Below are 14135 nucleotides of genomic sequence, written 5' to 3'. Positions count from 1 at the left end.
AGCCTAGCGAGGCGACGCGAGCGCGCCCGCGACGGCCCCCGTGATCCAGGGAGCCAGGGTGTCGGCGAACGTCACGGTCAGGTGGTCCTGATCCCGGTACACGTTCGCGCCGCCCACGACCGGTGAGCACGAGTCGTCGGTGCAGTAGACATCGGTGAAGTCCAGCAGCGTGACCCCGTCGGCCCCCTCCGCCGCCGCACGGAGCGGGTCATCGGCCACCAGGACGTCCTCGCGCGGGGCGTCGCACGTGGCGGCGTCCCGCGTGCGCAGGCACTTGTTCGGGTCGGTCTCCCACACGGGGTTGTCCACCACCGTGATCACCGGGATGCCCCGGTCGGTCATGGTGGCCCACGCCTCGCGGTACCCGGCCACGGCCGCCTCGTACGACGAGTCGTACCCGGCAGAGGAATACGGCGTCGTGGCGAGGGCCGCGGTGAAGACGGCGTCCACGTCGGCGCGCTCCAACTCGGCTCCGACCTCGTCCCGCCACTGGGTGCAGGCCTGCCCGAACGCACCGGGCGTCGCCAGCGGCGTGGTGTTCCACGGGCAGGCACCCTTGAAGAACGTCGTCAGGCGCCACCCCTCGCGCTCGGCGATGCGCTGGAAGGTCGGCAGCAGCTGGTACGCGTGGCTGTCGCCGACGAGCGCGACGGTGGGAGCATCCGGTGCGTCCGAACCGAACTCGCACGACACGGCCTCCGCGTTGTTCAGCTGCACGAAGCACTGCTCGTCCGCGGGGCGGTCCACACCCGCGAAGCCGGTGGAGGGCAGGATCGTGTCCTCCCAGTCGGTCGCCGCGCACTGCGGCTCCAGCACCGCGGCGGCCCCGAAGCAGGCGGGCGGGTCGTCGCGCAGTTGCTCGAGCGCCTGCACGCCGTCACGGTACGCCGGCGCGTTCACCGCCCACGCCGTCCCCGCCACGGCCCCCACCAGCACCATCGCGGCCAGCGACGACCACAGCGTCACCCGCGCCGGGCGCGATGTCAGCGCACGCCACGACCGGGCCGGATCCTCCACGAACCTCTTGGTCAGCCAGGCGAGCACGAAACACAGCACGAGCAGCGCGACGCGATGATAGATCGTCAGGCCCCAGAACGGCACCGACGGGGCGATGACGATCAGCGGCCAGTGCCACAGGTACAGCGAGTACGAGATGTTGCCGACGAACTGCGCGGGCCGCAGCGACAGGATGCGCGTCGGGTACCACCAGCGCCGGGTGGCGGAGGCGGCGATGATCGCGGCGGCCCCGAGGGTGGGAAGCGCCGCGGCGTAGCCGGGGAACGGGGTCTGACCGTCGAAGCGGAACGCCACGAACAGCAGCACGAGGATGCCGCCCCAGCCGAGAACGAAGCTGATCACCGGATGCTCCACCCGCAGCAGCGGGACGAGGGCGAGCATGGCGCCCACACCGAACTGCCACATCCGACCGAAGGTGACGAAGTAGGCCGGCGCCGGGTCGGTGAGGGTGAACACGACGCAGAACACGAAGGAGGCGAGGGAGACCGCTCCGAGGACGACGAGCACCGTGCGGGCCGTGCGTCCGCGGAACCACTTCACCGCCATCCATGCGGCCAGCAGCATCAGCAGCGGCCACATCACATAGAACTGCTCCTCCAGCGACAGCGACCAGTAGTGCTGCACGGTGGTGGGTTCGCCCCCGTGGCCGAGGTAATCGGCCGAGGTGAATGCGAGGAACCAGTTCTCCACGTAGAACGTCGACGCGAGGATCTCCTGCACCTCGTTCGGGAGCGCGGACGTCGGCGTCAGGTACGGCGACAGCGCAGCGATCGCGCAGAAGAGGAGGACGAGGAGCGAGGCCGGGAGCAGGCGCCGCGCCCGGCGCGCCCAGAACTGACCGAGCCGGACCGTGCCGGTGGCGGTGAGCTCGCGCATGAGGTGGCCGGTGATGAGGAAGCCGGAGATGACGAAGAAGATGTCCACGCCCACGTACCCGCCCGGGAGGCGCCCGGGCCAGAAGTGGTAGAGCACCACGAACAGCACCGCGATGGCGCGCAGCCCCTGCACGTGCGGCAGGAAGCGGGCCGGTTCGGCGTGCTCGGGCGACCGGTCGGCGGGCAACCGGCGGCGCACCTCGGCGGGTTCGCCGAGATTCTGGGGCACGGGAACAGGATCGGCGGAGGGCACCTCTCGACGGTAGTCGACCCGGCGCACGGTGCCGGGATTTCCGCGCGTTCACGCGGGTGTAAGCCGAGCCTTGGCTTGCTTGCGGAATGTCGGGCGCTGAGTAGCGTTGACGCCAGTGGGCCCGCCCTGGGGCTCCGAGGAGGACATATGAGCAACGTAGAGACCCCGACCGCCACCACCGCCGACACCACGATGGCCGCCGCGACCGCGCAGTTCCTCTCCCCCGTCGTGCTCGGCCTCGAAGCCCTCGTCGTCAACGGCAAGCAGGCGCACTGGCACGTGCGCGGATCCAACTTCGTCGGCGTGCACGAGCTGCTGGACACGATCGTCGCGCACGCTCAGGAGTGGGCCGACCTCGCCGCCGAGCGCATCGTCGCCCTCGGCCTTCCCGTGGACTCGCGGCTGCAGACCGTCGCGGCCAAGGCTAAGGAGACCGCTGTGCCGGCGGGCTTCGCCCCGTCCGACGTCATCATCCGCGCCGTCATCTCCGACATCGACGCCGTGCTGGTCGAGCTGCAGGCGGCGATCGACGGACTGGACGAGTTCGACCTGTCGACGCAGGACGTCGCGATCGAGATCAAGCGGGGCCTCGACAAGGACCGCTGGTTCCTGTTCGCGCACCTCGCCGCGTAACGCCTTCCGTACGAAGCCCCCGGTCGCACCGGGGGCTTCGTCGTCTCACGCGCTGTGCGTGACGCGCCCGGCCAGGAGCGTCGCCCGCACCCGCATCGCCCGCATCCCCGACTCATCCACCGTCCGCGGGTCGCCCTCGCACAGGGCGAGGTCGGCGAGACCGCCCGGTTCCACGCGCGCGCCGCGGGTGGAACCGCCCGCCGTGGATGCGGCCAGCGCGGTGTCCACGTCGATCCCCTCGTACAGCTGCCACGGGTCGCGGCCCCCTCGCGTGCGGAAGACGGCCCCCGCGATCGCCGCCCACGGGTCCAGCGGCGATACCGGCGCGTCCGACCCGAATCGCAGATTGGCACCGGCGTCGGCGAGCGAGCGCAGCGGGTACGGCTGGGCCGTCTGATCCGCCCACAGCGTGTCGGTCAGATCGCGATCATCCAGGGCGTGCTCGGGCTGCACGCTCGCCGCGACCCCCAGGCGCGCGAACCGCGGGATGTCCGCACGCGCGACGAGCTGCGCGTGCTCGATCGAACCGGTCGCGCCGGTGAGTGCGAACGCGTCCAGCGCGGAGGTGTTGGCGACATCGCCGATCGCGTGGACGGCGCAGGCGAGGCCGGCGCCGGTCGCGCGGGTCATCAGTTCCCGCAGCGCCTCCGCGCCCACCGTCAGGGTGCCGTGATCGCCGTCCGGGTACGCGTGGGAGCACGCCGCTGTGCGGGTGCCGAGCGATCCGTCCGTGATCACCTTCAGGCCCCCGACGCGCACCAGCCCGGAGGTACTCCCCGGCACCGGGTCGCCGGTGCGCAGTCCCTCCGCGACGGCCGCGTCGAGGTGCTCGGGATAGATCCCGTACGAGACCCGGAGGCGGTCGAATCCCGCGGCGACCCGACGTACCCACGCCGCGTGGTTCCAGGCCATGTCCAGGTCGACGATCCCGACGACACCGCGCGCGGCGGCTTCCTGGGCGATCGCGGCGACGTGGCGGTCGGAGGTCGCAGCATCCACGGCGTTCAATCGCCGGCAGATCTCGAAGGCGTCCTCCTCGCGGAGCATGCCCGCGGCATCGGCCGGCAGACCCTCACGGCGGAGGGCGGCGGAGTTCAGCCACACGCTGTGCACGTCCGCGTTGATCAGGTAGGTCGGGACGTCGCCGGTGGGCGCATCGAGCACCTCCAGGGTCGGGGCATCCGGCCAGAACGCGTCGCGGAAGCCCGTGCCGACGCGGCGACCCCCCGTCTGCGGCGCCGCCCCCATGACCGCTGCCGCTTCGGCTGCCGAGCCGGTCTCCCTCAGCGGCACGCGCACCGCCACCATCGCGGCCTGGAGCACGTGGACGTGATGGTCCCACAGTCCGGGAACGAGCCACCCGCCCTCCCCCTCGATGACGGCACCGACCGACGGCAGAGCGCCGGTGGGCGCGATGTCGCGGATGCGACCGCCGGCGAGGAAGACATCGACCGGTTCGTCGTCCACGAGCATTTCGCGTCCGGCGCCGGCCACACGCACGCCACGGAGCGTGCCGATCTGCTCGCCGATCATGCGCCGACACGCCCGGCAACGGTGGGGTCATCCGTCATCACGGAGCTCGGGTTCTGCCGCATGCCCCCAGCCTATTTGCGCGCTCGCCGCCCCACGGTCAGCGCGCACCCGCCCCGAGAAACGACATTCCGGATGAGACACGACGCGCGGCGGTGCGTCTCATCCGGAGCGTCGTTTCTCGCCGAGGTTCAGGCCTGGCAGCTCGGGCACCAGTACAGGTTTCGGCCCGCGGCCTCCTCGACCACGATCGCGGTGCCGCAGATCCGGCAGGGCAGCCCGGCGCGGTGATAGACCCAGTGCCGGTCGTCGCGGCTCGCCATGGCGCGTCGGTACGCGTCGGGGTCGAGGTCGTCCATCGTCATCATCTGACCGGTCTCCACACCGATCGTCAGCAGCCGCACCCAGTCGCGCCAGAGTCCCCGCACGACCTCCTCCGGCACGTCGCGTCCGGGGATGTGCGGGTTCTGCCGGGCGCGGAAGAGCAGTTCAGCCCGGTACACGTTGCCGATGCCGCTGACCACCGACTGATCCATCAGCAGGAGCCCGATCGGGGTCGCCTTGCGGCGGACGGCGGAGACGAACCGCTCCTCACCTGCGGCGGCGCCGTCCACCAGCGGATCCGGGCCGAGCTTGGCGATCGACGCGGCGACCTCGTCGGGCGTCTGCAGGGCGCACGCCGTGGGGCCGCGGAGGTCGGCGCACGTCACGTCGGTGAGCAATCGCAGACGCACCTGGCCGACCACGGGAGGCGGCCACTCGGTCTCCTCCTGCATGCCGGTGGTCTGCTCGGACATGCGGATGCGGCCGCGCGCCTTGCGCGGGGCTCCGATGGAGGACAGCGAGTTCTCCCCGGCGCTGTCGAGGATCGGCGCAGCATCCGCCACGGAGGCCTCGTCGAGGTCGGTGCCGCGCTGGTTGGTCTGGCCCATCCGGCCGTTGGCCGATGCGATCGTGGGGTCGACGAGGATCTCGCCGGCGAAGTCCCACGCGCCGTACAGGCCGAGGTGCACGCGCAGCCACAGGTCGCCCTCGAACTCGAGGAACATCTGCTTTCCCACCGCACGGGCGGCGAGGGCGACGCGTCCGTCGAGCAGCGACGCGCCCTCGGCGAACCGCCCCTGGGGGCTGGATGCCGCCACCGGGCGCCCGACGAAATTGCGGTCGAACTGGCGAGCGATGCGGTGGACGGAATGCCCTTCGGGCATCAGCCTGCACCCGGTCGAACCAGCAGAGCGTCGAAGATCCTGAGGCAGGCCATCAGCCTGCACCCGGTCGAACCAGCAGAGCGTCGAAGATCCTGAGGCAGGCCATCAGCCTGCCTCAGGATCGAAGCTGTCACCATCCGCGAGCACGTCGGGGCCCCCGACGGTCGCGCGCGGGTCGGGAGCGAGCGCCCCGTCCAGCTCGAACGCGGCGATCTGTGCGATGCGCCGCATGTGCCGTTCTTCGTTGGAGAAGGGCGTGGCGATGAAGCGATCGATGAATGTGGCGGCCTCGTCGAAGGTGTGCTGACGGGCGCCGATCGCGATCACGTTCGCGTCGTTGTGCTCGCGGGCCAGTTCCGCCGTCGCGATGCTCCACACCAGGGCTGCGCGCACTCCGCGCACCTTGTTCGCGGCGATCTGCTCGCCGTTTCCCGATCCGCCGAAGACGACGCCCAGCGTTTCGATACCGTCCTCCTGATCGCGCACGACCGCCTGCGCCGCCCGGATGCAGAACGCCGGATAGTCATCGACGGCGTCGTACTCGACCGGCCCGTGGTCGATGATCTCGTGCCCCTGCGAAGCGAGGTGGTGCTGCAGGTGCGTGGAGAAATCCAGACCCGCGTGGTCGGTGGCGATGTGGATGCGCATGCCAGTCATCCTAAGGAGCGACGCCGGCGGCAGCGGGCTTGAACCCCGCCCGCACGTTCTCGCAGCATCCCGGCCGGCAGACGTCGAACCACGGCCCCAAAGAGGTCGCGTGCGGGCGGTCGGCGGCGGGCGTGCCGCGAAGCCGCTCCTGGATGAGGTCGACGAGCCCGGACACGTACGCCGGTTCCACCCCCGGCGTCGGGGTGCGGACCGCACGCAGACCGGCCTCGGCAGCGGCCTCCATCGCCTCGGTGTCGAGATCCCACAGCACTTCCATGTGGTCGCTGACGAAGCCGAGCGGCACGATCGCCACCGCGCTCACGCCCTGCTGGGGAAGCCCGGCGATGACGTCGTTGACATCGGGCTCCAGCCAGGGCTGGCTCGGCGGGCCCGAGCGTGATTGGTAGACGAGCTCCCACGAGACATCCGCGGTCGTCTCGGCGACCTCTGTCATCACCAGTTCCGCGACCGCGCGATGCTGCGCGGCGTACGCGCCGCCCTCGCCGAAGTCCACGTCCCGCGGCCCCGAACGCTGGGCGTCGGCGAGCGGGATGGAGTGCGTGGAGAACAGCACCCGTATGGCCTCGGGGGGCACTCCCTCGGCGAGGAACCCCGCCACCGCCGTGCGCACACCCTCGACGAAGGTGGCGACGAAGCCGGGGTGGTCGAAGAACTGCCGCACCTTGTCGATCGTGACCGTCTCGCCCAGGCCCGTGGATTCGAGCACTCGGGCGAAGTCCTCGCGGTACTGCCGGCAGCTGGAGAAGGAGCTGTACGCGCTGGTGGCGATGGCCAGGAGCGTCGTGTCACCGGCGGCCGAGGCATCCTGCACCGCCTCCTCGAGATACGGACCCCAGTTGCGGTTGCCCCAGTACACCGGCAGGTCGAGGCCGCGTCGGGCGATCTCGGCCTCCAGCGCGGCCTTCAGCGCACGGTTCTGCGCGTTGATGGGGCTGACACCGTCGAAGTGGCGATAGTGGTGGGCCACTTCCTCGAGCCGTTCGTCGGGGATACCGCGTCCACGGGTGACATTGCGCAAGAACGGGATGACGTCATCCTGCCCCTCCGGTCCCCCGAAGCCGGCGAGAAGGATCGCGTCATAGGACACGGGCTCCTCGACCCAGGGCAGCCCACTGCGCGCCGCAGGGCTGGCGTACGGAACCTCGGCGGGTTCAAGGGGCGGTGGGGGGGCTTCGTGGGACACCCTCCCATCCTCTCACCGTCCACCGGGCCCTCGTCGGTCGCGCACGTCGACGCTAGGCTGGGGCGGTTGCCACCGGCGTCAGCAGCGCTGTTCGCGACATCCCGCCCTGACACCCCTGGGAGCTAGCACGTGCCTGGAGAGAACCTCACCCGCCTCGAAGCGCAGGAACGCCGCGCCGTCGTCGACACGCACTCGTACGAGGTCGCCCTCGATCTGACCCGCGGCGCCGAGACGTTCGGTTCGCGAACGGTCATCCGATTCGGCGCCGCCGAGGGTGCCGACACCTTCGTCGACCTCATCGCGCGCGAGGTGCACCGGATCACCCTCAACGGCCGGACGGTGGAGACCAGTGCGTTCGCCGACTCGCGCATCGCGCTCAGCGGCCTCCAGGCGGAGAACGAGCTCGTCATCGAAGCCGAGTGCCTGTACACCAACACCGGCGAGGGCCTCCACCGCTTCGTCGACCCCGTCGACGGGGAGGTGTACCTGTACTCGCAGTTCGAGGTGCCCGATTCGCGCCGCATGTACGCGGTGTTCGAGCAGCCCGACCTCAAGGCGACGTTCCAGTTCACCGTCACGGCACCCGAGCCGTGGTCGGTCGTCTCGAACTCCCCTACCCCCGATCCCCAGCGCCACGGCGACGGCACGGCCACCTGGGTGTTCGAGCCCACCCCGCGCATCTCCTCGTACATCACGGCGCTGATCGCGGGACCATACGAATCCACGTTCTCCGAGTTGACGAGCGCCTCCGGCCGCGTCATCCCCCTCGGCGTGTACGCACGCAAGAGCCTCTGGCAGTACCTCGACGCCGACTACGTCTTCGAGAAGACGCGACAGGGGTTCGCGTACTACGAGGAGAAGTTCGACTATCCCTACCCGTTCGCCAAGTACGACCAGCTGTTCGTCCCGGAGTTCAACGCCGGGGCGATGGAGAACGCCGGCGCGGTGACCTTCACCGAGTCCTACGTCTTCCGCAGCAAGGTCACCGACGCGATCCGCGAGCGGCGCGTGGTCACGATCCTGCACGAGCTCGCGCACATGTGGTTCGGCGACCTCGTGACGATGAAGTGGTGGAACGGTCTGTGGCTGAACGAGTCGTTCGCCGAGTGGGCGTCGACCATCGCCACGGCCGAGGCCACCGAGTGGACCGAGGCGTGGACGACCTTCAACGCCATGGAGAAGACGTGGGCGTACCGGCAGGACCAGCTGCCGTCGACGCACCCCGTCGTCGCCGAGATCAACGACCTCGAGGATGTCCAGGTCAACTTCGACGGCATCACCTACGCCAAGGGCGGCTCGGTCCTCAAGCAGCTGGCCGCATGGGTGGGGATCGAGCAGTTCTTCGCCGGGGTCGCGGCCTACTTCGCTAAGCACGAGTGGTCCAACACAGAGCTCGATGATCTGCTGACCGAACTCGAGCGCACCAGCGGACGCGAGCTGGGCGGCTGGTCGAAGAAGTGGCTCGAGACCGCCGGCGTGAACACGCTGTCGCCGCTGATCGACGAAGCCTCCGACGGGACGATCTCCCGGTTCGCGATCGTGCAGACCGCGCCCGCCGATTACCCGACCATCCGCCCGCACCGCCTGGGGGTCGGGTTCTACGCCCTCACCGACGGCGCGCTCGAGCAGGTGCACTACCTCGAGCTCGATGTCGACGGCGATCGCACCGACGTGCCGGAGCTGAAGGGTCAGAAGCGCCCGGATCTGGTGCTCCTGAACGACCGCGACCTCGCGTACGCCAAGATCCGCCTCGACGACCGGTCGCTGCGCACGGCGATCGCGCACCTCAAGGACATCAGCGACCCGCTCTCCCGCTCCCTCGTGTGGGGTGCGGCATGGGACCAGACCCGCGATGCGGAAGCCTCCGCCAGCGACTACGTCGACCTGGTGCTGAGCAACATCGGGTCGGAGACCGAATCGACCACGGTTCGGACGACCCTCGCGCAGCTCCAGCTCGCCGCCAACGCCTACGTCAGCCCCGAGACACGGGATGCCACGCGCGAACGGGTCGCCGACAGCCTGTGGTCACTCGCACAGGGAGCCGAGCCGGGAAGCGACAGCCAGCTGCAGTTCGTCACGGCGTTCGCCTCCGCCGCATCCACCGCCGAGCAGTGGGGTCGCGTCCGCGCCCTCCGCGACGGCGAGACGGTGCTCGCGGGGCTCGAGGTCGACACCGACCTGTCGTGGCAGCTCCTGGTCTCCCTGGCCGCGGGCGGCCTGGTGGATGTCGGAGACATCGACGTCGCCCTGGCCGCCGACAACACCGCCAAGGGCGGGGAGTTCGCCGCGCAGGCGAAGGCCGCCCTCCCGGGAGCCGACGCCAAGCGTGCGGCGTGGGAATCCCTCGTCACCACCGACGACGCGCCCAACACGATCGTGCGCGCGGCTGCCGCCGGCTTCGTACACCCCGCGACGGTGGACGCGCTCGCGGATTTCGTGAAGCCCTACTTCGACATGCTGCTGCCGGTGTGGGAGTCGCGCTCGTACCAGATCGCGCAGTACCTCATCGTGGGCCTCTACCCTGCGCCGCTGGCCGATGTGGCCTTGCGCGACGCGACGCGGGCGTGGCTGTCCGAGCACCCGGATGCACCGCCAGCGCTCCGCCGCCTCGTGCACGAGAACCTCGCCGGGGTCGAGCGTGCGCTGTCGGTGCAGGACCGGGACGCGGAGTAGCGCATGGGATGCCTCGGCGCTCAGCCGTCGTCGAGGCATCCGTCGTTAGCATGGCTGAGATGTCTGTTTCCTTCGCCGTGCCCTCGCTCCCGGACATGACCGATCCCGCCATGTGGACGGAAGTCGGTGAGGAGGCGGTCCGTCTCGGCTTCCGGGCCCTCAACGTGATCGTCGTGATCGTCGTGAGCGGTCTGATCGCGTGGGGACTGCGCTTCGTCATCCACCGCGTCGTCAGCCGGATCGTCAACGGGGCGAAGGGCAGGGCGAACGTCGACGACACCCAAGCCCTCGACCGCTCGCCGCTCGCCGCGGTCCGGTTGGTGCAGCGCACGCGGACGCTGGGAACGATCCTGCAGAACATCGTCAACGTCGCGATCGTCATCGTGGCGCTCGTGCTCATCGCCGGGATCATCGCCCCGGATGTGCTGGCGTCGTTGACGCTGCTCACCGCCGCCATCGGCGCGGGCCTGGGCTTCGGCGCGCAGAACATCGTGAAGGATGTCCTGAACGGGATCTTCATCGTCGCCGAAGACCAGATCGGCATCGGCGACGTCGTCGACCTGGGGCTGGCCACGGGCGTGGTCGAATACGTCAGCGTGCGGATCACGCACGTGCGCGACGTCAACGGCACCCTCTGGTACGTCCGCAACGGCGAGATCACCCGCATCGGCAACATGTCGCAGGGGTGGTCGCGCGTCATCATCGACCTCACCGTGCCCGCCGATGCCGACGTCTCCCAGGTGGAGGCCGCCATGCTCGAGGCCGGGCAGTCGCTCACCAAAGACTCGAAGTGGCGCACCCGCGTCATCGAGCAGCCCGAGGTGTGGGGCCTCGAGTCGATCAGCGGCGACGCTCTCGTCATCCGCATCGTCCTGAAGACCCGCTCGAACGCCAAGGACGACGTCGCCCGTGAACTGCGGATGCGGCTCAAGCATGCGATGGAGGAGCTCGGTCTGAAGCTTCCGCAGCTGAACTCCATCGTGCTCACGGGGCTGGAGGGCGCGCAGCGGGTGCGCGGTGCGAACCCGCCGCGGACGAAGCCGACCGCGGTTCCCGTGCCCGAGCGTCCGGTGTGGAAACCGCGCCGCAAGCGCGAGGCGGGGGCATCCGAAGACGGTGCTCCGGTCGGTTCTCCCTCCGCGCCCGGCCCCAAGACACCGCCCGCCAACCGGTCGCCGAAGAAGAAGTCGACCGACAAGCCCGAGGAGCCAGCCGGATGAGCGAGCCGCTCGCGTTCTACGACGAGATCGGCGGGGAGCCGGTCTTCCGTCGCCTGGTGGAGATCTTCTATCGCGAGGTGGCCCGCGACGATGTGCTCAAACCCATGTACCCCGAGGAAGACCTCGCGCCGGCGCAGGAGCGGTTGACGCTGTTCTTGATGCAGTACTGGGGCGGCCCGACCACCTACAGCGAGGCACGCGGGCACCCGCGGCTGCGGATGCGGCACATGCCCTACACCGTCGATGCGGACGCGCGCGACCGGTGGCTCCGCTGCATGCGCACCGCGGTGGACGAGCTGGCCCTTCCCCCGCTGCACGAGGCCACCCTGTGGGACTACCTCTCCCGGGCGGCGTCTGCGATGGTGAACTCGGTCGACGCCGCCGCTGTGCAGGGCGGACGACCGGCGATTCCGCTGGCGGGGGACGACCGCCGCTGACCGCACGACGACGAGGGAGTCGCCTTGAGCAGCCGAACACACCACACCGACGTTCTGATCATCGGGTGGGGCCTGGCCGGACTCGTCGCCGCCCGTGAGGCACTGCTGGCAGGCAAACGCGTCACCTTCGTCGACCAGGAGCCCCGGACGAACCTGGGCGGGCAGGCGTGGTGGTCCTTCGGCGGGCTCTTCTTCGTCGACTCGCCCGAGCAGCGCCGCATGGGGATCTCCGACTCGATCGAGCTGGCCCGTCAGGACTGGTTCGGAACGGCGGGTTTCGACCGACCCGAGGACGCCCGTCCGCGCGAATGGGCCGAGGCCTACCTCGCGTTCGCGGCCGGTGAGAAGCGCGAGTGGATGAAGGAGCTCGGCGTCGGGTTCTTCCCGATCGTCGGGTGGGCCGAGCGCGGCGGGTACACCGCCACGGGGCCGGGCAACTCGGTTCCGCGCTTCCATGTCACGTGGGGCACCGGGCCAGGGGTCGTGGCACCGTTCCAGGCCGCGGTCGAGGAGGCAGAGCGCGAGGGCCGCGCGGTGATCCTCCCCCGTCATCGGGTAACCGAGCTGGTCACGTCCGACGGCATCGTCACGGGAGTCGCCGGCGACATCCTCGCCCCCAGCGGATCGCCCCGTGGCGCGGCATCCTCTCGTGAGGTCATCGGCACGTTCCAGGTCGCCGCGGGAGCGACCATCCTCGCCAGCGGCGGAATCGGCGGCAATCACGACATGGTGCGCGCGCAGTGGCCGACCAGGCTCGGCACCCCGCCCGCCACCATGGTGGCCGGCGTGCCCGCCTACGTCGACGGCTCGATGCTCCCGATCGCCGCGTCCGCCGGCGGACGGCTGATCAACGGCGACCGCATGTGGCACTACGTGGAGGGAATCCGCAACTGGGATCCGGTGTGGGCCGATCACGGCATCCGCATCCTGCCCGGCCCGTCGTCGGTGTGGCTGGATGCCACGGGGTCGCGCCTGCCCTCGCCCCTGTTCCCCGGCTTCGACACGCTCGGAACGCTCGCGCACCTGCGCGCCACCGGACACGACCACTCCTGGTTCGTGCTGTCCTCGCGCATCGTGGAGAAGGAGTTCACCCTCTCCGGGAGCGAGCAGAACCCCGACCTCACCGGGAAGGACGTCGGGCTGCTCCTGCGCTCGCGGCTCGGCAAGGGGGCGAGCGGTCCGGTGCAGGCGTTCCTCGATCACGGGGAGGACTTCGTCGTGCGGGACGACCTGGATGCGCTCATCGCCGGTATGCAGGAACTCCCGGGCGGTGACACCCTCGACCCGGGACGCGTGCGGACCGAGCTGGAGGCGCGCGACCGCGAGATGGCGAACGACTTCACGAAGGATGCGCAGATCGCGATGCTGAGGTCGGCCCGGGCGTTCCGCGGCGACCGGATCATCCGCACGGCGGCACCCCACCGCATCCTCGACCCCGGCGCCGGGCCGCTCATCGCGGTGAAGCTCCACGTCCTCACGCGGAAGTCGCTCGGCGGCTTGGAGACCGACCTGGCCGCGCGCGTCCTCACCGCGGGCGGTTCACCCGTGCCCGGCCTGTACGCGGCCGGGGAGGCGAGCGGCTTCGGCGGCGGCGGAATGCACGGCTACCGGGCGCTCGAGGGCACGTTCCTCGGCGGGTGCCTCTTCTCCGGCCGTGCGGCCGGCCGCGCCGCCGCTGCTGCTGTCGCGTAGCCCTGCAGCCGCGCGCCTGCGGCGCCGTTCACGCCTGACGGGCTTGGGGCGGGTTACGCGGGGCCGGTACGCCGCACGGCTGTCAGTCCGGAGCGGACGGGGCCGCGGACGAGGACATGCCCGCGGGTCAGCGTGAGCCGCGTCCAGGGGCCGGCCGTGCGGAGGACGGCCTGCTCCTCCCCCGCGATGAACCCCAGCGCGAAGGCCGCGAACGCCACCCCGAGCGGGAGGTCCGACAGAGCCTCGTCGCGCGGGCCCCACACCTGAGCGCGGACGGCGCGGACGACGTCCTCCCCGGCGTCGGTGGGAACACGGTCGGCGACCGCCGCCATCCCCCACTGCGCACGGGCGGCCAGCACCGACGCCGTCAGCTCGCCGGCAGGCTCCCACCCGCTGCGGGGCGGTGAGACTCCCGCCCAGGCGGCGGACACCGCCGTCTCGGGCAGGGCGATGGCGGCAGCGTCGTCCAGCGCCGGGGCGAGGGCCTCGGCGGTCACGATGAGATCGCAGACGAGGTCGGGATCGACCGCCATCGCGCGCATCCCGAGCACCGTCGGGGTGGCATCCAGCAGCCCGCGGGGCGCGAGCGGGGCGGAGGTGACCACCAGCGTCCCGCCGGTCGCGCGCAGCCGCACCGCACCGTCGCCGAGGGGAGCGGCTCGCGACGCGAACGTCAGCAGGTCGGCCGCCGCGTGGGCATCGGGGAAGACGAGGCGCGCGGACACCCGCCCTAAACTAGCAAGGG

General features: G+C 70.7%; 11 protein-coding genes. 5 read left to right on the top strand and 6 right to left on the bottom strand.

All coding sequences use genetic code 11. From position 1 onward, the window contains the following. Positions 1-3 precede the first annotated feature (3 nt). Positions 4-2121 carry an acyltransferase family protein gene (locus tag AC2DGY_RS07660; RefSeq protein ID WP_484509099.1) on the bottom strand — a complete coding sequence of 706 codons (2118 nt, stop codon included), beginning with the start codon at positions 2119-2121 and terminating at the stop codon, positions 4-6. 171 nt (positions 2122-2292) lie between these two features. Between AC2DGY_RS07660 and AC2DGY_RS07655 the strand changes: the two genes are divergently transcribed. Then, on the top strand, positions 2293-2778 hold the full coding sequence (locus AC2DGY_RS07655) for a Dps family protein (RefSeq protein ID WP_484509098.1): 486 nt from the start codon (positions 2293-2295) through the stop codon (positions 2776-2778). 45 nt (positions 2779-2823) lie between these two features. On the opposite strand, the gene AC2DGY_RS07650 is transcribed toward AC2DGY_RS07655, so the two are convergent. The 4 genes from AC2DGY_RS07650 to AC2DGY_RS07635 all read right to left on the bottom strand — a co-directional run bounded on the left by AC2DGY_RS07650 (position 2824) and on the right by AC2DGY_RS07635 (position 7368). Then, entirely contained in the window at positions 2824-4311 is a 1488-nt protein-coding gene (locus AC2DGY_RS07650) for an amidohydrolase (protein WP_484509097.1), read from the bottom strand. A gap of 188 nt (positions 4312-4499) precedes the next feature. Then, entirely contained in the window at positions 4500-5516 is a 1017-nt protein-coding gene (locus AC2DGY_RS07645) for an Fpg/Nei family DNA glycosylase (protein ID WP_484509096.1), read from the bottom strand. A gap of 105 nt (positions 5517-5621) precedes the next feature. Next, the gene (locus AC2DGY_RS07640) at positions 5622-6164 is read right to left on the bottom strand and encodes a ribose-5-phosphate isomerase (protein ID WP_484509095.1); all 543 of its coding nucleotides are present in this window, start codon (positions 6162-6164) and stop codon (positions 5622-5624) included. A 10-nt stretch (positions 6165-6174) separates the two neighbouring features. Then, on the bottom strand, positions 6175-7368 hold the full coding sequence (locus AC2DGY_RS07635; RefSeq protein WP_484509094.1) for a ferrochelatase: 1194 nt from the start codon (positions 7366-7368) through the stop codon (positions 6175-6177). A gap of 129 nt (positions 7369-7497) precedes the next feature. Here AC2DGY_RS07635 and pepN point away from each other — a divergent pair, with 129 nt between their 5' ends. From pepN to AC2DGY_RS07615, 4 genes are read left to right on the top strand one after another with little or no spacing between them, the layout of a single operon-like run. Continuing rightward, positions 7498-10041, top strand: coding sequence for an aminopeptidase N (gene pepN / locus AC2DGY_RS07630; protein WP_484509093.1), 2544 nt, complete (start codon positions 7498-7500; stop codon positions 10039-10041). A gap of 59 nt (positions 10042-10100) precedes the next feature. Next, positions 10101-11261: a mechanosensitive ion channel family protein gene (locus AC2DGY_RS07625; RefSeq protein ID WP_484509092.1), complete on the top strand. Its 1161-nt coding sequence runs from the start codon at positions 10101-10103 to the stop codon at positions 11259-11261. After that, positions 11258-11698, top strand: coding sequence for a globin (locus AC2DGY_RS07620; protein ID WP_484509091.1), 441 nt, complete (start codon positions 11258-11260; stop codon positions 11696-11698). Before AC2DGY_RS07625 ends, AC2DGY_RS07620 begins: the two co-directional genes overlap by 4 nt. Before the next feature lie 24 nt (positions 11699-11722). Further along, positions 11723-13390, top strand: a complete 1668-nt coding sequence (locus tag AC2DGY_RS07615) for an FAD-binding dehydrogenase (RefSeq protein WP_484509090.1) — start codon at positions 11723-11725, stop codon at positions 13388-13390. A gap of 53 nt (positions 13391-13443) precedes the next feature. Here the strand turns inward: AC2DGY_RS07615 and AC2DGY_RS07610 are convergent, their stop codons facing one another. Beyond that, positions 13444-14115, bottom strand: coding sequence for a DUF8185 domain-containing protein (locus AC2DGY_RS07610; protein WP_484509089.1), 672 nt, complete (start codon positions 14113-14115; stop codon positions 13444-13446). Positions 14116-14135 lie beyond the last annotated feature (20 nt).

Source organism: Microbacterium sp. Z6_144 (assembly GCF_057197625.1).
This window is presented reverse-complemented; position numbering and strand designations above follow the sequence as displayed.

What these genes read in the sequence shown, in the direction of transcription:
- AC2DGY_RS07640 (WP_484509095.1), bottom strand. Translation starts at nt 6,164, where the DNA reads ATGCGCATCCACATCGCCACCGACCACGCGGGTCTGGATTTCTCCACG.
- AC2DGY_RS07645 (WP_484509096.1), bottom strand. Translation starts at nt 5,516, where the DNA reads ATGCCCGAAGGGCATTCCGTCCACCGCATCGCTCGCCAGTTCGACCGC.
- AC2DGY_RS07625 (WP_484509092.1), top strand. Translation starts at nt 10,101, where the DNA reads ATGTCTGTTTCCTTCGCCGTGCCCTCGCTCCCGGACATGACCGATCCC.
- AC2DGY_RS07655 (WP_484509098.1), top strand. Translation starts at nt 2,293, where the DNA reads ATGAGCAACGTAGAGACCCCGACCGCCACCACCGCCGACACCACGATG.
- AC2DGY_RS07620 (WP_484509091.1), top strand. Translation starts at nt 11,258, where the DNA reads ATGAGCGAGCCGCTCGCGTTCTACGACGAGATCGGCGGGGAGCCGGTC.
- AC2DGY_RS07650 (WP_484509097.1), bottom strand. Translation starts at nt 4,311, where the DNA reads ATGATCGGCGAGCAGATCGGCACGCTCCGTGGCGTGCGTGTGGCCGGC.